The organism is Exiguobacterium acetylicum, assembly GCF_022170825.1.
In the GTDB taxonomy this organism is placed as follows: Bacteria; Bacillota; Bacilli; order Exiguobacteriales; family Exiguobacteriaceae; genus Exiguobacterium_A; species Exiguobacterium_A acetylicum_B.
Window position 1 is genome coordinate 1,498,299 of the sequence record NZ_CP081878.1, and the last position, 20,142, is coordinate 1,518,440.

Consider the following 20,142-nt stretch of genomic DNA (forward strand, 5'->3'; position numbering starts at 1 on the left):
GGGCGACATCTTATGGCTTGAAGCAACCTACATGCCGATTTTTGAAGGAGAAGAGGTCGTCGGTGTCGTCAAGATCGCCAGTAACATCACGGACCGGATCGACCGCGTGCAAGGATATGCGAAAAGCTTCCAGACGCTTGCTGAAGGGCTGAATCTGCAGTCGATTCAAGGATCGAAAGAGGGCAACCAACTTCAAGAGACGATGAACACGATTTCGAGTGAAACGGCAGAAAACCAACAGACGTTCGAAACGTTATATGCCCAAGCAATCGAGATCACGAAGATTGCTGATACGATCAAGGAGATTGCGGCCCGGACGAACCTGTTGTCACTTAACGCAGCAATCGAAGCGGCACGGGCTGGAGAACACGGTAAAGGCTTTACGGTCGTTGCAAGTGAAGTCAAAAACTTATCGGACCTAGTCGGCAGTGCAGTTGTCGAAGTGCGCACGAATACGGAAACGATGAATCGTCAAATCATGGCGATGATGAAAAAGATTGAAGCGTCCCATCTCGAAGTCGCGTCGAGTCTTGCGACGGTAAAAGAAACGATGCAACGCTTTACCGCAATCGAAGAGGTCGCACGACAACTCGAGCAGCAAACAGAGGATTTCCGGTCGTTCATTTAAAACAATTACCTGCGATATTTCAGCAATGTGAGGGAATCACATTGCTTTTTTGATAGTGTTGAATTATCTAGGAAATGATAATGGAGTCATGGGAGTAGATAGTCAGGAGGATAAAAATGAAGCGATTTTGGAATAGATTCATCGATCAACAATATGCGAAACCACGAGGAATCATTGGAGCGTCAATTGGTGAGATCATGGTCCGGCAACATCATGAAGAAATGAAATGGACGATCGACATACTTAACGTTCAGGCAGGAGAAACTTTTCTAGAACTCGGTACAGGTGCGGGACATGGCATTGCCTATTTGCTTTCGCAAACAGATACGAAGCACGTTACAGGTCTCGATCTGTCAAAGACGATGGTCCGGTCAGCAACTTTTCGTAATCGGCAAGCGATTCAAGCAAACCGAGCGACGATTCAACAAGCCGATATTAATCATTTAAAATTACTCCATGAGACGGTCGACGGGATCTTTAGCATTCATACGGTATATTTTTGGGAATCCGTCGATCAGACATTACAAGAACTGTATCGCGCTTTACGACCAGGCGGGCGATTCGTTTTAACATACTGTGATGGAAAAGCAGGGATTGAGTGGTTAGATCTTCAAAAACGAATCGAACAGGAGTTCATTCCACTTGCTGAACAAGCCGGTTTCAAAGAGATCGTATTAATAAGAGGTCCAATCATTCGATCGTTTCATACGGTAGCGCTTGTGGGATATAAAAGATGACCCCGTTGACCAAAGAACGGAGGCACGTTATAATTCAAATAGACGTTTGAATGAACTGGTAAAGGAGGCAACGTCATGGCGCATGATCATCATCACCACCATCATCATACGGATAATAAAAAGATACTCGGCCTGTCGTTCCTGATCATTACGGTCTTTATGGTCGTCGAAGTAATTGGCGGAATTTGGACGAACAGTTTGGCGTTGTTATCAGACGCTGGGCACATGCTAAGTGACTCGATTTCACTCGCCATCGCCTTACTAGCATTTCAGTTCTCAAGTCAAGCGCCGGATGCGAATAAGACGTTCGGTTCAAAACGCTTTGAAATCTTAGCCGCAATCATAAATGGCGTGACGTTGATCGTCATTGCCCTCTATATTTTCATCGAAGCGATTCAGCGTTTTATCGATCCACCAGCTGTCGCAACGACCGGGATGCTGATCATCAGTGTCCTTGGCTTGCTCGTCAACATACTGGTCGCCTGGATCATGACACGAGGCGGAGGACATGAACATAACCTCAACATGCGCGGTGCATATCTGCACGTCTTAAGCGACATGCTCGGATCGGTCGGTGCGATTGCTGCGGCTCTTCTCATCATGTTCTTCGGTTGGGGATGGGCGGATCCACTCGCGAGTGTCATCGTCGCGATCCTCGTCCTACGGAGCGGATATTACGTGACGAAGGCGTCGGTTCACGTCTTGATGGAAGGGACGCCGAGCGACGTCGATATCGATGAAGTCGTCGCGACGATTCAGACGAACGAAGCGGTCCTCGGACTACATGATCTGCACATCTGGTCGATCACGAGTGGTTATAACGCGTTATCGTGTCACGTCGTCGTCAAGGAAGACATGACCGTCCGGGAGTCAGAGTCGATTCGCGAACAGATCGATCACGATTTAAAACACGTCGGTATCACTCATGCGACGATTCAGGTCGAGACGGATCAACACGCGCATGACGATACGTTATATTGTGACGGGAAACACGAATCGCATACGCATTAAAAAAACGAGCGCATGTCCAAGTCGGACGTGCGCTCGTTTGCTTATGCTTAAATGATCGGCACCGTTGGTAGAAACAGCGTCGCGAACAGACTGATACTCAAGAACATCGAGTATCCGAAAAAGGTCGTTTTGGCATTTCCAGCAGCTCGGTTACCTAAGTACATGAAAAAGACGATGGATAAGAACGTCAAACCCGTCAATACGGACGAGTGGTGTTGATCCGGCGAAGGAGCAAGCGACTGGACAAGATGCGCGAGACCAAGCGGCAGGACGATCAATAGAAAGTAGTAGCCTAGACGTGCCTCGGAGGGAACGTCGACCTGTTCCTGTTCGGTTTCATAGTCATAACGCGTTTGCGTTTTCATGGATCTTCACCTCCCTTGGTTTTCAGTATAGCGAATGAACATGTCGGCTCTGTTACAGATGGGTAAGAATGCCTTAACAGACGATGACGATGTGATGACGAAAAAAGTATGGGCAACAATTGAGAAAAATTGTAAGATGAACAACAAGTCGTTTTAAGAAAGGAAAAGAGAGTCATGTCACGTGCGTTTCGTTTTATGTATGTCTCCGATTTGTTATCGACCGTCGGAACGAGTTTTGTCTATATCGCGATTTACTGGCTGAGTGCAGAAGAGATCAGCGCTTCCGGTGTCGCGTTGCTCGCGACTGGTGTATTTCTCATTCGTTTTCTCGTCTCGACGTTCGTCGGACCGTGGATTGATCGTTTCGTCAGTGCATCGTTGTATCAAACGTCGTTACTCATCCGGTTGCTGGCGCTTGGTATTGCGTTAGCAGGAATTGGACTGACAGACGTCGTCTTACCGTGGTTACTCGGGTTGCTCGTCGTTCAGACGATCCTGCAAATCGTTGGTGGAAATGCCGTCTTCACGTGGGTCGTTGATTTAGTCGAAGATGACCAATTGCCGCAAGCGAATGCTTATCTCGCAACGATTGAACGAATCGGAACGTTAAGTGGATTCTTACTTGGTGGAATGATGGTTGCTCATTTTTCGATTGCGAGTATCTTATGGCTCGATCTTGGACTGCATCTCGTCGCATGGTTACTCGTTCGTCACATGACGGGACAGGTGGCAGAAGGGGCGCGTCACGGTTCGTACCGCGAAGCGTTACTCGAAGGAATTCGTCATGTTGTTCATGACGGACGCCTGAAATGGATCCTCGGTTGTGCGATCCTCGCGAACTGGATGATTACTCCGATGAACACCTTACTTGCACCATACGCCAAGGACGTCTTATCGGGGAATGCGCAGACGTTTTCTGCACTTGAACTAGCGACGGTGATCGGAGGAATTACAATGTCGCTCCTTTACGGGAAGTGGGTCGTCTCGATCAGACAGGATAAGCTGTTTCGCGTCGCTGTGATATTGCAAGGGCTCGCGATTGCGATCGTTGCTTATGTCTCGTCCGTTCCTCTTGCGATTGGCGGGTTCGTCTTACTTGGTATGGCACTGACATTATTCGGGATTCCGTTCTCGACCTTGTTACAACGCTCGACGCCTGCGCATTTGCTCGGACGGGTTCGGACGGCGATGGTCGCAGCATCGACGGCCTGTTCCGCGATCTGTTACGGTCTGTCATCGTACTTGACGTCGCTCTTTAGCATCTCGTTCGTTTTTCTATTGTTTGCTTTAAGTGGTCTTGTAATGACAACTATCTGGTTACTCATTCATCGTACTGTTTCCTTCACCGAGGTACGACAGGACAAGGTCGGATGAAATATCCGCCTTGAGGTGGAGGTAAGCGGTTTCGCACTTTTGTAAACTAAAGATAGAAATGAACGATGAGGAGTGGAGTCGATGGAGAGTTTATGGATCACGGCGTTATTGTTTTTGATTCCGATCAGTGGGATGACGGTCTTCTTGAATGTACTGTGGCGCCGAATGGAAACGGAAGGCGTTTCGGAGTAAGGAGGAACGAATAGAACGCGTCTGCCTACCGATTTTAGATCGGACAGCGGACGCTTTTTTTATTTGATACTTTTGTAGACGAGCACCACGTTAAATAGACGTAAAAAGAATGACTTGAAATTCGTTAATTGAACGGTTCATGTGTAAACTGAAAGAGTAAACGATTTCATTACTTTTATTCAGAAATAAGGGAGATGACTCAACATGAAGGCAATTATTACAGGCATGAACGGGACGGTAGCACCCGTCGTTGCGGACGTTTTAGCAAAACACGACATAAAGACGGTCGCGTGGGACCGGACGAAAGTCTCAACGACTGATGAATCTGCGATGCGGACATTTTTAGAGACAGAACGACCGGATTATTTCTTACATATCGGGATGGGGTCCGTCAGTTGGACGGAAGCGCTTGTCCGCTTGTGCCAAGAGTATAAGATCCCATTCTTCTTCACGAGTACGGTGTCTGTTTTCTCCGATGACGTATCAGCACCGATTGAAAAGGATGCGGTGCCTGATGCGACCGACGAGTATGGTGCCTATAAGATTGCTTGCGAGCAAGCGATCCAAGCGATTGATCCACAAGCGAAAATCGTCCGAATCGGTTGGCAAATCGGGACAGAGGCAGGTTCGAACAACATGGTCGACTTCTTTACAAATGAGATGAAGCAACATGGCGTCATTCAAGCAAGTCGAAACTGGTATCCATCGAGCTCGTTGCTCGAAGATACGGCGGAAGCACTCGTTACGATTTTACTTGAACGCGAAGCGGGGCTCTATCAGTTGAACGGTAACGAACGTTATTCGATGTATGATTTAGCACGTGCCTTAAATACACTTCACGCAAAAAACTGGACGATTGATCCAGTCGATGAACCGCGCCGCGATAACCGGATGGCGACGGACGTCGTCTTGGTCCGTCCATTGTCAGAACGATTGCCACTCTAATCAAACATCCCGCTCTTCTTGACGCGCGTCAAAGAGAGCGGGATGTTTTTTACTGTTTTACCGGTGTTTCAGCTGCAAAAGCAAGCGCTGGTCCAAAGATTTCGTAATGAAGTTTATCTGGTGACGCCGTAAAGTGCTCAATCACATATTGAATCATTGCTTCCGGACCACAGACGTATGTCTGATCCGTGATGCTTGCAATGACGTCTTTCGGTAAGCGACCCGCTTGATCTGTCGGCTGGTGTTCCGCGTAACGAATGACGCGTGCGCCACGTTGCTCGAGCGAGACGAGTTGTTCGTTAAACGGACGATTGTGTTCATCTTGGACGGCGTGATGTAACGTCACGCGTCGCCCGGCAGCTAATGCTTCCTCTGCCATTGCAAGCATTGGTGTAATCCCGATCCCGCCAGCAATCAGAACGACAGGTTCGCCTGATGCATCAAGCGTGAAGGCACCTGCTGGCGCACTAATCAACACCGAGTCACCGATTCGAGCTGAATGTAAGTAGTCGGAGACGATCCCTTCTCGTTTGACGCCAATCGTATAGGTCGTCGTGTTCGATGCCGTCGTCAGACTGTATTGACGATTGTGCCATAAGCCGTCTTGATCTTGAATCCGTACCGTGATGTATTGTCCTGCTCGATAATCAGGGAGCGGACCATTCGTTTTGAAAGTCAGCGAGCGAATTCCGTCTGCTTGTTCCTCGATATCAGAGATTTCGACAGACTGATAACCGGAAAAGCCTTTCGCCTGTTCGTCCAGCGCGTATAGTTCAGCTTCGAGTGCGATGAACAGATCGGCAATCTCACCGTACGCTTCACCCCACGCTTGCAAAATCTCCGGCGTCGCTGCTTCCCCTAAGACGTCTTGCATCGCTCCGAGTAATTCTTGACCGACGAGTGGATACATCTCCGGCTTGATTTGAAGACTCCGGTGTTTATGCAGAACCGGTAACAAGACTGGTTTTAACGTCTCGAGTCGATCGATGTGAGCAGCAGCGGCATAAACAGCCGTCGCAAGTGCTTGCGATTGTCGGTCGCTTCGTTGATTCGATTGATTGAAGACGTGCTTCAATTCAGGGTGAGCCAGGAATAGTCGCTGATAGAAGACTTTTGTGATTGCTGCGCCGTGAGCCGCAAGGACCGGTACCGTCGATTGGACGATTTGAATGGTAGAGGTTGATAACATAAGACCACTTCCTTTTCGCTTAGTAATGAAGACAGTCTTAGTATTTCGTACTCACCATTAGAATACAACATTTGAAATACTAGATTAATAATCATCGTGCGTTTTGTCACAAGCAGGTCAAAATTCTGTCAATGATTCGTCACGATTGATTCGATATCCAGAGCTTGGCGAAGTCAAAATAACCGAATGAATCAATCGTGATGTTTTGCAGTTCGATCGGATATGGAATCAGTCGCGTATCGTGATAGAACGGAATGAAATATGATTCGTCAATCAAGTAGCGTTCGATTGCTTGATGAATCGGGAGCCAGTCTTCGAACGGTGTCGCATCGTATTGTTCAATCCACGTCAGCATCTTTGGCATCTGCTGAAACAGTCGGATTGGCGGTGAAAACGTATTCGTCATGAACTGATAGAACGCGTATTGTAAGTTTCGCTCGAACACTTCAGCATGGACAGCGAGATCGATCGTGTCGTACGCATGAAACTCCGTAATACTCTCTTTAAATCCGACCTCGACGAACTCGTACGGAATCCCATCCTGATCAAATCGTTCACAGAGCCAGCGTGTCACCTTGTCCGTAAAATCGGTCAACTTGATCCGAATCGGTTGCGTGAATAAAACAGCAGGACCTTCCGGGACGGCATACGGTTGACTGTAGGACTCAAGAAAACCACAGTCGTTCGGTTGTGCCCGTTCATGGAAGTCATGAATGCCATCACGGACTTCCGCGATGAGCCGGTGGATATAATGTCGTGCTTCCGTGGACTCGAACGGACCACCTGCGCGCGGATGAAGCAAGACGAGACCAAAGCCAGATTGCGTTGCGATTGTATCAATCGGACTCGAATCGGATGCCGATGTCCGGTAGACCGGATCGTATTGCTCCGGCATCTGGATGAACTCAATTCGGTCGAGCAGAGCGCGAATCCCAAAGTAATTCGGGAACGCTGTTAGAACGGTCTTCTTATCGTCATGTTGCGTCAGTTGGAACGGTCCTGTTCCGATACCGTCCTTGATGATGCTCGTATGTATCGAGGCAAGCTGCGGCAAGATTGAACTCCTGCGCTGATCAAGTGTGAGATCGACCCGGTACGGACCGTTTGAAACGATGAGTTTGACGTGCCGATAGGAATAGGCATAAGCGGGATAGTTAATTAAAGCACGTAGACTCTTCGTCACTTCCTTGCTCGTCAAAAGTGAGCCGTCATGAAAGCGGACGTCCTTACGTAAGAAGAGACTGAGCGTCGAACCATTCCAGACATAATGATGTGCCAGTTCGCCCTGGATGTTGCCGTCGCCATCGATCGTAAACAGGCGGTTGAAGACATTTTGGACGAGGTGAGCGCTATGAATGTCTGCTGCTTCTAACGGGTGTGTCGTCAGGAAGTTTCGTTTTCGCGGAATCAATAACGCATCCGACGTCGTTTGCGTATAGCCAAACTTTCGCTCGAGTTGGCGCATGAACCGTCCTGCTTGCGCCGGTGACCAGTCCCACGTCAGTTCTTCTGTTACCGACTCGATTGAATCACGGTCGATTCGCTCTAACATCTGTTTCGCATACTCCCGTTCGACGTGGCGCAACCAGACGAGTCCACTTAAGTTGCCTCGGCCACGACCACTCGTATAGTCAATCCAGCCTTCATCCTGCCATTTATTGAGATATCTTTTTGTTTGTTTAGGACTTAAATGGATGGCGTCCGCGAGTGTCGCAATTGAATAGTGTCCATTTCGGCAAGTCTTCCATAACATAAAAAGATAAGCATCCATCTCATTCATCCTCCTTAAAAGGGGACATCATTTTTGAATGACGTCCATTTTTATTATGTATTGTCTTGTTTATGATACAGGTAGAGAATGGAAGGTGACAATATGAAATGGAAAGAAATACCCAAACCGATTAAAGTACGTCTCATCACATCGTTTTTCAACCGGGCTGTCTCGTTCTCGATCATGCCGTTCATGGCCCTCTTGTTCGTCCAGGCATTCAACGAGGTCATCGCTGGTGCGTTTTTGATCGCGATGGTCTTCGTCAGCTTCATCACCAATCTACTCGGCGGATATCTCGCTGACCGTTTTTCGCGCAAACGGCTGCTCGTCACGACATCGATGTTGACGGCATTGACGTTCATCACGATGACGATCTCGTTATCATTCGACTGGATGTTGCTGTTCATGGTCATCTATGCTGTCTTCTCGGTGACGAGTAACCTTGGTCGCCCGGCGATGAGCGCGATCATCATCGATGCGACGACGAAGGAGAACCGACAAGCGGTCTATGCACTCGACTATTGGCTGATCAATCTCTCGATTGCTATCGGTACGGCGCTTGGTGGCTGGCTCTACGTCAGCAACCAGTTACTCTTATTCGGGATATTGAGCTTCACGTCGTCCGTCTTACCGATTGCTTACTACCTGTTTCTCGACGACACGCCGCAGACATGGCAGCGCCAAAAACTACGAGGTGTACTCACGGATATCTTTAACAGTTATCAACTCGCTTGGCGGGACCGTCCGTTCGTCAAGGTCGTCTTTGGTTCAATGTGTATCTTAGCGGCTGAGTTTTCGATGGGCAGTTACGTCGCCGTTCGACTCGCCGATTCGTTCGAACCGCTCGCATTTGCCGGTTGGTCAATCAACGGAGTCCGGATGATGAGTATCATCAACATTGAAAATACATTACTCGTCGTCACGTTGACGTTCATCGTCCAGCGACTAGCGAAGCGCTTGTCTCCGCGGCGGACGCTTGCTGCAGGTCTCATGCTGTATTCGATTGGATACGTTGTCGTGACGAGTGCCAACAGTATGACGGCACTGATGGTTTTCATCTTCATCGCAACGATCGGGGAGTTGCTCTACTCACCGGTCTTGAATACACAAAAAGCGAACATGATGCCGGCCAATCAACGCGGGGCGTACTCAGCGTTTGCAGGAACGTCGTTTGCCGGAGCCGACTTGCTTTCCCGGTCGACGATTCTAGTCGGGACATTCTTGATCCCGTCGATGATGAGTGTTTATCTCGGACTGATCCTGTTGACAGGATTCGGATTAGTCTACACAAGTCTGTTCGTGAAGGAATCCGTCGCGCGACAGCGAAACGTATCTTAATAAGGGGGAATCGAGATGAATTTACCAGAGACATTAGAAACACCGCGGCACTTGTTGCGCCGTTGGCAAGAAAATGATGCAGAAGCACTGTATGCGTACGCAAAGGATCCGAATGTCGGACCGAAAGCAGGTTGGGCACCGCACGCCTCGCTTGACGAGAGCCAGGAAGTCATCGGGATTTTTCAAGAATCTCCCGGCGAGTATGCTGTGACGGATAAGACAACCGGTGAAGTGATCGGGAGCTTTGGTTTTCACTTTAATCGCCGCCCGGATGCGTCGATCACGCATGATCGTCAAGTCGAGATTGGTTATGTCCTCGCTCCTGACTACTGGGGAGATGGACGGATGCCGGAGATCGTCGAAGCGATGCTTGATTTCATCTTCCGTGAGTTACCAATCGATATCGTCTGGTGCGGACACTTTGATTTCAACGATCAATCACGCCGTGTCGTCGAAAAATTAGGATTTACGCATGTTCTTGACCGACCATTCGTCTTAGAACGGATTGACGGACGAACCGTGATCAGTCGCGTTTACAACTGGACGCGTGAGCGGTATGAGACAGAGTATGGGATAAAGAATACGTAATACACAAAACGACCTCATCGCTGAGGTCGTTTTTTACTATTAGAACGAAAGCAGATTCTTTAGTGACTCGGGGATTTTGACTGATCTTGTTTAGATTCACGAATAAAAGCGACTGTGATCGTAATGGAAGCAACAGTATATCCGACGAGTCCAGATGTCAATTCCGACCAATCAAATACAGAACGGAGGATGATCTGGGGAGCAAAATAGACGAGCAACGCAATCGGTAAAATCCATGTCTTCGTCTTCCATGCCGTGACGAGTATCCAGATAATCAATAGGGCACCAAGTAACCAACCGACGCTTGGAGATAACGTGATCTTTGGCGAATCGATAAGTCCATTGACGACTAGTAGTCCGATGATCATCAGAAAATGAATACTACCATGAATGCCGTAACGCATGATGCGAGGGCGCGCGCCATCACGTAAAGCATCTTGACGGAAGAGAAACGCTAGGGTCGTCAGGTAAACGGCGCTAATTAGTAAAAAACCACCGACGAGCAAGATGCTGAACGTCGTTGTCCCATTCAAGAGGTTTTGGAGATAGAGAAAACTTGATGCGCCGAGAAAAACTTGCAAGACGAGCCAAAACGCTTCTTTTGGATCGAACGCCATCTCTTTAGAAATCGACTGGATGTAGTCGGCAGGACTCTCACCGGTGATCGCACGAACCGATTTCCCGTCTGCTTCCGCTTCGATCAGGTGATCTTCGAGTTCGGTGACGATCTCATTCGTTGCCTGTTCATTTTTACCCGAAGCAAGCAGGTATACCTTTAAGTCTTCCAAAAATCGTGTTGATTCTGTCGATAGGGTCATCTCATTCGTCCTCCTTTAAAATGCTTTCGACACTCGTCGAAAGGTGGTGCCATCTTTGCTTGAAGGCGGTGAGTTCTTCAATACCGATTGTCGTGATTGAATAGTACTTTCGTTTTGGACCGGACGGTGAGACGCGTGAGGTTGCTTCGATCCAGTCCAGTTTTTGCATCCGGATCAATAAAGGGTAGATTGTTCCCTCACTGATGTCAGCGAAACCGTACGCTTTGAGTTTCGTCGCCAGTTCATAGCCATAAATCTCTTCTTCCGCAATCAGTGCGAGTAAGCAGCCGTCGAGAATTCCTTTTAACATTTGCGTCGATGACATCCGCATCTTCCTTTCACTACTTGGTATTACAAGGTAATGATACGCTAAGCTATTTTGTATTGCAAGGTAGTGGTGAAAAAAGATTCATTTCCTCGAAAAAAAGGTAAATCAATGATACAGAAGAAACGTCGCGTGTGTATAAAAAGGAGGTCCTGATCGTGGATAAGCGAAACACCATTGTGTCAGCCATCGTCACCTTCGTCATCATGGGTATCGTCATGGCTGTTTCTGCGTTTGGTTTCGGCATTCGTTATGGTGAGCCTGAGTTGTTACGTATCGCCATTTTCGGTGAAGTCTTAACAGCTATCTTCCTCGTCTGGTACATTCGTCGTCATGCCACATTTGCTTCCGTTGGGTTTTCGAGACTGCAAACAAGGGGTCTCGTCTGGTACATTCCATTATTGTTGATCGTTCTCTTTCAAGTCGGGCTGATTGTCAACGCGTTGTTTACTACCTCGATCTCATCATCGGCGCTTCAACTCATCGGCATCGTATTCTTGACGACCTTATTCGTCGGCTTCAATGAAGAAGTATTGTTTCGGGGCATCATTTTACGGTACCTCCGACCGAATGAACATCCTTATCGTGCTGTCTTCATCAGTTCGTTCCTGTTCTCATCTTTCCATCTGCTCAATTTAATTGCCTTGATTCCACCAACAGCGATGTTATTTCAACTCGCGAACACGTTTGTCTTTGGTGTTTTCTTTGCCATTCTCGCACTGAAACTGAATAATCTATGGCCCTTGATCATTTTTCATGCCTTATGGGATTTCGCGAGCATTGCTGCGGATCTCGTGAACGTCAACTTAGGTATCACTGCTCTTTTGGCGCAAGTCTATCTCCTCATCGCGATCATCATTCAACTGATCTTATTGAAACGACATGACCTCCGTCATTTGAAGGGACCGATGAATCCACGTAACATATAATTAGTACTCTCCATCCTCAGATGGAGAGTTTTTATTTCGATAAAGCTAGTAACAATGATTAATATGTAATATATTACTTATATGAAACCTACAATTGATGACTTATCCATTGCACGACTTCCTTTAAGTGAGGAAGTGTATCGGCGCCTGCAACATCATATCATCACCTTACGTCTTGCCCCAGGCGAGAAGGTGAACGATCAAGCACTCGCGGAAGCGTTCGGCGTCAGCCGGACACCAGTCCGCGAAGCCTTGAAACGACTTGAGGAGGAGGGATTGATTTTTGCCAAACGGGGCTCACGGACAATCGTGACAGAACTCGATGCTGAACAAGCACAGCAAACCTATCCGATCATCGCGACACTGCATGGGCTAGCGGCACGACTTGCAGGACCAATGCTGACGAAAGACGATCTATCGAGTCTAAAGTCAATCCATCAACAATTCACGACGGCAATTGACCAGCAGGATACGGAAACGGCGCTTGCGCTTGACGATGCCTTTCACGATGTCTTCGTAAAACGCAGTCAGAACGATCAATTACGAGAGACGATCCGTCGGTTGACACCGTTGATCCGCCGGCTCGAATACGCTCAGTTTGATCGACTCGGGCGTCAATCAATTAATGATCATGCGGCGATTCTGATTGCCTGTGAACAACGTGACATCGAACAGCTCGTTCAGGTGACAGAACACAACTGGAACGGACTCGGACGTTTACTTGTCTCGACACTAAAGGAGGAGAGCTGATGCGACCGATTCTCTACGGCATACTCGCAGCGATGTTCTTCGCTGTTACGTTCATTCTCAATCAATCGATGCAAGGGGCAGGTGGTCACTGGATTTACAGTGCATCGCTTCGCTTCTTCCTGATGTTGCCGTTCTTTATCGTCATCGTTATGATGCGCAGGGGGATTGGGCGTGTCTTCTGGGCACTTCGAGCCGATTTCGGCTTTTGGTTATTGTACGGAACAATCGGCTTTGGGCTGTTCTACGGTAGCATCTGTCTTGCTGCCGATCATGCACCAGGCTGGTTGATCGCTGGGACGTGGCAGTTGACGATTTTAGCGGGGCCGCTGCTCGCACCGCTATTTAACCAACGGATTCCGTGGTCGGCACTGAAATATTCCGTTTTGATCGTCCTTGGTGTCGTCGTTATGCAACTATCGGTCGCGGGAAGCCTCTCACTGCAGTCACTCCTGTTCGGTGCCTTACCGGTCCTCGTCGCGGCGATCGCTTATCCGCTCGGGAACCGGAAGATGATGGAACGCTACGGGGACGTGCTCGACGTGTTTGAACGGATTCTCGGAATGACGCTCTCCAGTCTACCGTTTTGGATCGTTCTCTCCGTGATTGCTTACATACAGGTCGGCTTGCCGAGTGTCAGTCAAGTCACTCAGTCTGGCTTCGTCGCCTTATTCTCCGGGGTTATCGCAACGTCGCTCTTCTTCTATGCGACATCGCTCGTCCGGACGGATCCGGTTCGGTTAGCAGCGATTGAGGCGACCCAGTCGTTTGAAATCGTCTTTACCGTTCTTGGGGAGATTCTATTCCTCCATGCGGCACTGCCGACAGGACTCGCGACACTCGGTATCATCCTCGTCATGCTCGGAATGACGCTGCATAGCTTGAATCAGGCAGAGCGAACCGTCGTTCGTTCCGCCAAACGAAAAATCAATTGAGAAAGTAGGCTGTCAGATGGTTTTAACAGGTACCCTCGTCAATACCGTCCTGATCATCATCGGGACATTGCTAGGATTGATGTTCCACCGAATTCCGGAACGCATGAAGGAGACTGTCTTGCAAGCAATTGGACTTGCTGTCGTCGTGCTCGGGATGCAAATGGGGATGAAAAGTACGAACTTTTTGATTGTAATCGGTAGTCTCGTCCTTGGTGGTGCGATTGGGGAGTGGTTCCGGCTCGATGAGAAACTCGACCGGATGGGGGCGTGGCTCGAACGTAAGATCAGTCGCGGGCGTCCGTCGAACATCGCGGAAGGGTTCGTGACAGCGACGTTGATCTTCGTCATCGGCGCAATGGGAGTGTTAGGAGCCCTCGACGGTGGACTACGTCAAGATCACGACGTCCTTTATACGAAAGGATTGATTGACGGCTTTACGGCACTCGTCCTCAGTTCAACGCTTGGGATCGGTGTCATGTTCTCAGCGATTCCCGTCTTTCTCTATCAAGGAGCGATTGCACTGAGTGCCGTTGCGATCACGAAATTCATTCCGGACGCCGCACTGCAGGAATTCATCCTCGAGATGACAGCGACGGGTGGGGTAATGATTGCAGCAATCGGTCTCAATCTCGCTGGCATTACGAAGATTCGTGTTGCAAACTTGTTACCAGGAATCGTCATCGTTGCGGTCATCGTGACGGGCTTACATCTATTCTAACGAGACATCCCCGCCTGTCCGAGAGGACGAGCGGGGATGTTGTGTTATGTCTCTATCAGTTCGTGTGTCTCGTATGCAGTGATCATATGTCCATCGTAATGGAAGTCGTGCAATAGCGGTTGATCCGTTGATAGAGCGACCGGTAAGTAATGCCGGAGATTGCTGATGATTCCCATGTTATCATCACTGACAATCCAGTCGAGCGATTTCCAATCGAGGATGCCTTCGACCGTCATAACCGGTGTCGCAAACGGACGATTTTCTAGTTCAGCGAGATAGAGATACATCCCAGACGTCTCTTCCCCGTGTAAGCGGACGATTCCTTTTGGTGTCACTGAATCTAACGTGATGCCGGTCTCTTCGAACGTCTCACGGATGACAGCAGCTTCCGGTGTCTCGCCCGGTTCGATCTTACCGCCGACTCCGTTCCACATGCCCATCGCCGGTCGCTTTTGTCGATTGACGAGTAAAAAACTGTCCGCGTGACGGATTAAACAAAGTGTATAACGATCCATGTTCATTACTCCTGTCCTAAAAAGTGTGTGTTATACAGCATCTCGAATTGAGCGGGTCCTGCGACCGGTAACTCGGTCGTCGTCGTGTCTTCGATTCGTAACGTCCGTTCGGTCAACGTCTTTTGTCCGCTTGGCGTCCGCATCGCGACGAGACGACCCTTGTTGAACGGGGAAGCGTCGCTCTGCTGGATGATCTGTTCCATCTTTGATAAGTCGTCCGTCGTAATGGCTGTCTCTCGATCGAACCGGTAACCGGTCGCAAAGTCTGCTTGTCCCGTCCGTAGCATTTCAAGAACATCACCTTTGCTAATTCGGTAACTACCGCTTGCGGAATGAACCGTCTCCCCATTCAATGGAACCGGAACGAGCGGTAAATTGACACCGAAGCCGGTATCAAGCAGATGTGTCTCATTCCAAATGATTGCAACGTGTGTCGGACCCGTCGCTGACCAGGCTTCTGATTTCTGATCATAGACGGTCGCTTGCACGAGTCGGACAGGACAGTTCAGTTCTAGAAGGACACGATGTAGCAGTCCATTCAAGTCATAACAGACACCGCCGCGTCGCTCCGTTAAGAATGTTTCGATGAAACGCGCATCGGTAAACGGACGCATGCGTTTTTCAAGCACGGTCGTATTCTCGAACGGTAAATGGTAGGCGAAGGCTTCCAGTAAGCTCGGTAACTGATCAAATGTAATCGTCTCAAGCGGATACGCAATCCGCTGTGCTAAGTCTTTCATCCAAGGCATCTCTAGTTCCTCCTTTATTCACTACCTGATTATCCCATATTACTTCAGAAAATGTGGATTTTAGCCTATATTATCTGAAAATAAGGATAACCCTTTTGTTCGATGGAAATCTTTGATATGCTGAGACAGGATTAATTAAGAATGATTCTCAATGTCGAATCACGAATTAAAGGGGGTCTCACCATGAGACGGAAAACTTGGATGACAGCGTTGACGCTCCTCGTGTTGAGCAGTTTGATGCTTGCAGCTTGTTCAGGTCAAGCAGAACAAACAGATCAAAAGACGCGGACGATCACGCACGAAGCAGGAAAAACGAAGGTACCAGAAAAGCCGAAAAAGGTCGTCGCGCTCGAATTCTCATTCGTTGATGCACTAGACGAGCTCGGTATCACACCAGTCGGGATCGCACAAGAAAACAAGACCGATGTTTCCGGACTACTCGGAAAAGACATCTCGTTCACGGAAGTCGGTACACGCCAACAACCGAACCTTGAGGTGATCAGTTCTTTGCAGCCAGATTTAATTATCGGTGACTTCAATCGTCACAAAGGGATTTATAAACAATTACAGGAAATTGCACCGACGATCATCCTGAAGAGTCGCAATGCAACGTACGAAGAGAATATCGATTCGTTCAAGACGATTGCGGAAGCGGTCGGTAAAACAAAACAGATGGACGATCGTCTTGCGCTGCATGAAGAGCGGTTAGAGGCAGCAAAGAAAAAGGTTGATCCAAACGATGACCGGAAAGTCATGGTCGGTGTCTTCCGCGCTGATTCACTGACAGCACACGGTGAGACGTCGTTTGACGGTGAATTGCTCGAGAAGATCGGGATCGAGAATGCTGTTACAAAAACAGCGGAACCGACTGTGACGATCACGTTAGAGCAGATGGTCAAGTGGGATCCGGATGTCATCTTCATGGCGGAAGCCGATCCGAAACTGCTGAAGGAGTGGAAAAACAATCCGCTCTGGAATCAGATCACTGCGGTCAAGAACGAGGAAGTCTACGAAGTCAATCGTGACCTCTGGACACGCTATCGTGGTCTTGACGCTGCAGAACAGATCGTCGACGAAGCGATTCAATTACTACAACAGAAATAATGAACGACAAAAGCCGGAGCAATCTGGCTTTTCGTCTTGATGAAAGGGGAAACATCCGGTGCAGCGGAAACGTCTGATCTTCGTACTCCTATTACTCGGCTGCTTAGCAGTTTATAGTAGCTTGTTTTTTGGCATCACACAGATGAATCCGATTCACTTAGTTCAAGAGTGGATCAGTGGCACGACATCAAAAGCGGGACTCGTCTTGACGAATCTGCGTTTACCACGGCTCTTACTCGGATTGTTGCTCGGAGCGAATCTTGCCGTCGCGGGGGCGATCATGCAAGCCGTGACGCGTAATCCGCTTGCTTCGCCACAAGTGTTCGGGGTCAACGCTGGCGCATCGTTTCTCGTTGTCGTCAGTCTGCTTGTCTTTCCGTCGCTCGGAACGGCAAATCTAATCTATTTTGCTTTTGCTGGCGCCTTAGTCGGTGGAGTGCTTGTCTTTTCGTTCGCCTCCGTCCGCGGGATGACAGCGTTGAAACTCGCTCTCGTCGGGATGGCGATTCATCTCTTACTGACGTCACTGACGAAAGGCTTAATTCTGTTCAACGACCGGATCACAAACGTTTTGTACTGGTTGTCCGGTTCGCTCAGTGACGCGAGCTGGCTCGAACTTCGGATTGTCTTACCGTGGTCGCTTGCCGGATTGCTGCTTGCTGCGAGTCTTGCGAAATCGCTCGCTGTCTTCCAACTCGGACAAGACGTCGCGGTCGGTCTCGGTCAAAAAGTGACGCGGATTCGCTTGCTTGCCGGAATCAGCGTCGTCTTACTCGCAGGCGTCACCGTTGCCGTCGCTGGAGCGATCGGCTTCATCGGATTAATGGTTCCGCACATCACGCGGCGACTCGTCGGTGAAGATTACCGAATCGTCTTACCGGTATCTGCCGTCATCGGTGGACTTCTGTTGACGTATGCCGATGTCCTCGCGCGGTTCATCGCCTATCCGTATGAGTCACCGGTCGGCATCGTGACATCGCTACTCGGCGCACCATTCTTCCTTGTTCTGGCACGACGCCAGATGAAAGGGGGATTACGATGAAAGACATGCGTCGGATCCTGATTGTAGCTGTCCTCGTGTTCTGCGCGAGTTTTGCTTTACTGTCGGTCGGCTCGATTCAATTATCGGTAATGGAACTATGGCAGTCGTTCTTTGGTGGGAAGGATGCTTTCATCGTCCAAAACTACCGCCTGCCGCGAACCGTTCTTGCCTTTTTAGCAGGTGCGAGTTTCGCCATAGCAGGAGTCATCTTACAGAGTGTCATCCGTAATCCATTGATTTCTCCGGACGTAATCGGTGTGACGAACGGTGCATCCTTGTTTGCCGTCTTGACGATCGCTCTCGTGCCGGATGGTCCGCTCTTGTTAACGCCAATCGCTGCTTTCATTGGTGCGGCGCTCGTCATGGTTGCCTTGATGATGCTTGAGCGGGGCGGGAATGTCTCCCGTAGTTCGTTTGCGTTGCTCGGGATTGCGGTCAGTGCGATCTGTGCTTCCGGGACGGAGTACCTGTTGATCAAGTTTCCACTTCAGACGAACGATTCGCTCGTCTGGCTCGCCGGGAGTCTGTTCGGGAAAGGGTGGCAGGAAGTGTTGATCTTAGCGCCCGTGCTCGTTGTGATTGGAGCGATCCTCTTCTATCGCCATCGTCAACTTGATGTCTTATCACTAAGTGAAGAAGTCAGTATCGGTCTCGGGTTACCGATCCAGCGGACGCGGCACGTTTTCTTAGCGCTCGCGGTTATTCTAGCTGGTGTTGCTGTCGCGACGGTCGGTGCGATTGGCTTCATCGGTCTGATTGCCCCACATATGGCGCGGCGTCTCGTCGGTCATAAGCATCTCGCTGTGTTGCCGATGGCGCTGTTGCTCGGCGGCGGGTTACTCGTCGTCGCGGATGCGATCGGTCGGGGGATTCATCCGCCGCTTGAAGTACCAGCCGGATTGATCACAGCAATCATCGGTGTACCGTATTTCCTGTATCTTTTACGGAGAGAACGGACGGCATGATGTTTGATATATAAAAAATGGAGTCCTAGCGATTACGCGAAGGACTCCATTTTTTATGAAAGGAAAGAAGTACGCACCTGACGAATCATGACGACATCTTTCTATATTTATTGGGCTTCAAGCTTGTTTGATTTTTCTACTTCTTCTTTATACTTTTCTAAAAAGTCGTCGACAGAAACGTTTTTAGGATTGTTATTAGATGTAATGGTTAATTTACTCGAAGAGATTGGTGTGTTTTGATCGGCAACATGTGATGGAATTTCAAGTACCATTTGATCACCTAAACCCGTTTCAAGACCACTTTTTCCGAAATTGAAAGTTCGTGAGACATACGCTTCAGCATAATTTTTTTGGTTTTCTGAATAGACTTTGACATCAGAAATTTTGTATTTGAATGAATTCAGCTGAATTTTATCCACTTCTGTAGTGGACAGAAAAATCAATACAGCTTCGTCCCCTTTAGATAACTTTGAAAGGTTACTATGTGCTAACGGTGTATTGTTTAAGAAATCCGTTTTTTGTTGTTCAAGAACTGTAGTGAAAAAATTGAAGGCTTGTTCCTCGGTGATGCTACTCTTAGATTTTTCTTGTGCAACATTCGAATCGGCAATCGCATTACTCCATAAGAAACCAGCATATAGGATGACACCTAAAGTGAGGGTGGAAAAAATAGTTTTTTTCACGATCGTGACCTCTTTCTGTTATTTGGATTATGTTATTATATAACAAAAAAAACCAAAAAAGGAAAGGGTATAAAAATGAGTAAATCGAATTCTAAGAAAAAAAGGAAAAAGAAATTATTGGCACTCTTTTTAGGAGTTATAGCCCTCATTGTATTACTCATGCCGGTCCTTTCACCTATTCTGTTTACGGATGCTACGCCTAGAGGAGCTCTTCGACACGAACTATACAAACAAGGCTATTACTATCAAAACTACTTTGCGATCATTACGGAACAAGATCCAGTGACGGAACGTTACCATATGTTTTGGTATGACTGGAAAAGTGAAACGGGAGGCACGCCGTTTATCTGTTATTCGAAAAAAGTAAACGCGGAAAAATATGCTGTATCCTGTGGTACGGGTCCTTAAAGGAACATCTAAAATAAAATAGAAATAAGCTATCTAAAATAGGCTTCCTACCATCGTCTATTCACG

General features: G+C 48.5%; 23 protein-coding genes. 15 read left to right on the plus strand and 8 right to left on the minus strand.

Features of this window, described 5'->3' with window-relative positions; translation table 11 throughout:
- The first annotated feature begins 31 nt into the window (after nt 1–31).
- The 3 genes from K6T22_RS07770 (at nt 32) to K6T22_RS07780 (ending at nt 2,376) form a co-directional block, all read left to right on the plus strand.
- Complete coding sequence (locus K6T22_RS07770; protein ID WP_235515947.1) at nt 32–628, plus strand: methyl-accepting chemotaxis protein; 597 nt, start codon at nt 32–34, stop codon at nt 626–628.
- 116 nt (nt 629–744) lie between these two features.
- Nucleotides 745–1,365, plus strand: a complete 621-nt coding sequence (locus K6T22_RS07775) for a class I SAM-dependent methyltransferase (protein ID WP_238239825.1) — start codon at nt 745–747, stop codon at nt 1,363–1,365.
- Between the two features lie 75 nt (nt 1,366–1,440).
- On the plus strand, nt 1,441–2,376 hold the full coding sequence (locus tag K6T22_RS07780) for a cation diffusion facilitator family transporter (protein WP_238239826.1): 936 nt from the start codon (nt 1,441–1,443) through the stop codon (nt 2,374–2,376).
- Between the two features lie 47 nt (nt 2,377–2,423).
- On the opposite strand, the gene K6T22_RS07785 is transcribed toward K6T22_RS07780, so the two are convergent.
- Nucleotides 2,424–2,741 (minus strand): hypothetical protein, encoded by a 318-nt coding sequence (locus tag K6T22_RS07785; protein ID WP_023468204.1) that lies wholly within the window; start codon nt 2,739–2,741, stop codon nt 2,424–2,426.
- Nucleotides 2,742–2,915: 174 nt separating this feature from the next.
- Between K6T22_RS07785 and K6T22_RS07790 the strand changes: the two genes are divergently transcribed.
- Nucleotides 2,916–4,115 carry an MFS transporter gene (locus K6T22_RS07790; RefSeq protein WP_238239827.1) on the plus strand — a complete coding sequence of 400 codons (1,200 nt, stop codon included), beginning with the start codon at nt 2,916–2,918 and terminating at the stop codon, nt 4,113–4,115.
- 396 nt (nt 4,116–4,511) lie between these two features.
- Nucleotides 4,512–5,252: a sugar nucleotide-binding protein gene (locus tag K6T22_RS07795; protein ID WP_238239829.1), complete on the plus strand. Its 741-nt coding sequence runs from the start codon at nt 4,512–4,514 to the stop codon at nt 5,250–5,252.
- Nucleotides 5,253–5,301: 49 nt separating this feature from the next.
- Here K6T22_RS07795 and K6T22_RS07800 read toward each other — a convergent pair whose 3' ends face one another.
- Both K6T22_RS07800 and K6T22_RS07805 read right to left on the minus strand, forming a co-directional pair.
- Nucleotides 5,302–6,441, minus strand: a complete 1,140-nt coding sequence (locus K6T22_RS07800; protein WP_238239830.1) for a globin domain-containing protein — start codon at nt 6,439–6,441, stop codon at nt 5,302–5,304.
- A gap of 139 nt (nt 6,442–6,580) precedes the next feature.
- Nucleotides 6,581–8,212, minus strand: coding sequence for an ABC transporter substrate-binding protein (locus K6T22_RS07805; protein ID WP_238239832.1), 1,632 nt, complete (start codon nt 8,210–8,212; stop codon nt 6,581–6,583).
- 102 nt (nt 8,213–8,314) lie between these two features.
- Here K6T22_RS07805 and K6T22_RS07810 point away from each other — a divergent pair, with 102 nt between their 5' ends.
- Both K6T22_RS07810 and K6T22_RS07815 read left to right on the plus strand, forming a co-directional pair.
- Nucleotides 8,315–9,550 (plus strand): MDR family MFS transporter, encoded by a 1,236-nt coding sequence (locus tag K6T22_RS07810; RefSeq protein WP_238239834.1) that lies wholly within the window; start codon nt 8,315–8,317, stop codon nt 9,548–9,550.
- A 15-nt stretch (nt 9,551–9,565) separates the two neighbouring features.
- Complete coding sequence (locus K6T22_RS07815; RefSeq protein WP_238239836.1) at nt 9,566–10,138, plus strand: GNAT family N-acetyltransferase; 573 nt, start codon at nt 9,566–9,568, stop codon at nt 10,136–10,138.
- Nucleotides 10,139–10,197: 59 nt separating this feature from the next.
- On the opposite strand, the gene K6T22_RS07820 is transcribed toward K6T22_RS07815, so the two are convergent.
- Together K6T22_RS07820 and K6T22_RS07825 are read right to left on the minus strand one after the other, a co-directional pair.
- Nucleotides 10,198–10,956 (minus strand): hypothetical protein, encoded by a 759-nt coding sequence (locus K6T22_RS07820; RefSeq protein WP_238239837.1) that lies wholly within the window; start codon nt 10,954–10,956, stop codon nt 10,198–10,200.
- Nucleotide 10,957: 1 nt separating this feature from the next.
- Nucleotides 10,958–11,281: a PadR family transcriptional regulator gene (locus K6T22_RS07825; protein ID WP_238239839.1), complete on the minus strand. Its 324-nt coding sequence runs from the start codon at nt 11,279–11,281 to the stop codon at nt 10,958–10,960.
- Between the two features lie 158 nt (nt 11,282–11,439).
- On the opposite strand from K6T22_RS07825, the gene K6T22_RS07830 reads away from it, so the two are divergent.
- The 4 genes from K6T22_RS07830 (at nt 11,440) to K6T22_RS07845 (ending at nt 14,610) form a co-directional block, all read left to right on the plus strand.
- A complete protein-coding gene (locus K6T22_RS07830) occupies nt 11,440–12,210 on the plus strand; it encodes a CPBP family intramembrane glutamic endopeptidase (protein WP_238239841.1) in 771 nt (256 codons plus the stop codon).
- Between the two features lie 81 nt (nt 12,211–12,291).
- Nucleotides 12,292–12,960, plus strand: a complete 669-nt coding sequence (locus tag K6T22_RS07835; protein ID WP_238239842.1) for a GntR family transcriptional regulator — start codon at nt 12,292–12,294, stop codon at nt 12,958–12,960.
- On the plus strand, nt 12,960–13,892 hold the full coding sequence (locus tag K6T22_RS07840) for a DMT family transporter (protein WP_238239843.1): 933 nt from the start codon (nt 12,960–12,962) through the stop codon (nt 13,890–13,892). Before K6T22_RS07835 ends, K6T22_RS07840 begins: the two co-directional genes overlap by 1 nt.
- A 16-nt stretch (nt 13,893–13,908) precedes the next feature.
- Complete coding sequence (locus K6T22_RS07845) at nt 13,909–14,610, plus strand: DUF554 domain-containing protein (RefSeq protein WP_238239844.1); 702 nt, start codon at nt 13,909–13,911, stop codon at nt 14,608–14,610.
- Nucleotides 14,611–14,654: 44 nt separating this feature from the next.
- On the opposite strand, the gene K6T22_RS07850 is transcribed toward K6T22_RS07845, so the two are convergent.
- Together K6T22_RS07850 and K6T22_RS07855 are read right to left on the minus strand one after the other, a co-directional pair.
- On the minus strand, nt 14,655–15,125 hold the full coding sequence (locus tag K6T22_RS07850; RefSeq protein ID WP_238239845.1) for an NUDIX hydrolase: 471 nt from the start codon (nt 15,123–15,125) through the stop codon (nt 14,655–14,657).
- A 5-nt stretch (nt 15,126–15,130) separates the two neighbouring features.
- On the minus strand, nt 15,131–15,874 hold the full coding sequence (locus K6T22_RS07855; protein WP_238239846.1) for an arylamine N-acetyltransferase family protein: 744 nt from the start codon (nt 15,872–15,874) through the stop codon (nt 15,131–15,133).
- Nucleotides 15,875–16,057: 183 nt separating this feature from the next.
- On the opposite strand from K6T22_RS07855, the gene K6T22_RS07860 reads away from it, so the two are divergent.
- Genes K6T22_RS07860 through K6T22_RS07870 form a run of 3 tightly spaced genes read left to right on the plus strand, consistent with a single transcriptional unit; the run spans nt 16,058 to nt 18,985 of the window.
- Nucleotides 16,058–16,978, plus strand: coding sequence for an ABC transporter substrate-binding protein (locus K6T22_RS07860; protein WP_238239847.1), 921 nt, complete (start codon nt 16,058–16,060; stop codon nt 16,976–16,978).
- Between the two features lie 58 nt (nt 16,979–17,036).
- The gene (locus K6T22_RS07865; protein WP_238239848.1) at nt 17,037–18,020 is read left to right on the plus strand and encodes a FecCD family ABC transporter permease; all 984 of its coding nucleotides are present in this window, start codon (nt 17,037–17,039) and stop codon (nt 18,018–18,020) included.
- Nucleotides 18,017–18,985, plus strand: a complete 969-nt coding sequence (locus K6T22_RS07870; RefSeq protein WP_238239849.1) for a FecCD family ABC transporter permease — start codon at nt 18,017–18,019, stop codon at nt 18,983–18,985. The genes K6T22_RS07865 and K6T22_RS07870 overlap by 4 nt, the downstream gene beginning before the upstream one ends.
- 107 nt (nt 18,986–19,092) lie before the next feature.
- Here the strand turns inward: K6T22_RS07870 and K6T22_RS07875 are convergent, their stop codons facing one another.
- Nucleotides 19,093–19,668: a hypothetical protein gene (locus K6T22_RS07875; protein ID WP_238239850.1), complete on the minus strand. Its 576-nt coding sequence runs from the start codon at nt 19,666–19,668 to the stop codon at nt 19,093–19,095.
- Nucleotides 19,669–19,743: 75 nt separating this feature from the next.
- On the opposite strand from K6T22_RS07875, the gene K6T22_RS07880 reads away from it, so the two are divergent.
- Entirely contained in the window at nt 19,744–20,076 is a 333-nt protein-coding gene (locus tag K6T22_RS07880; RefSeq protein WP_238239852.1) for a hypothetical protein, read from the plus strand.
- Nucleotides 20,077–20,142: the final 66 nt, after the last annotated feature.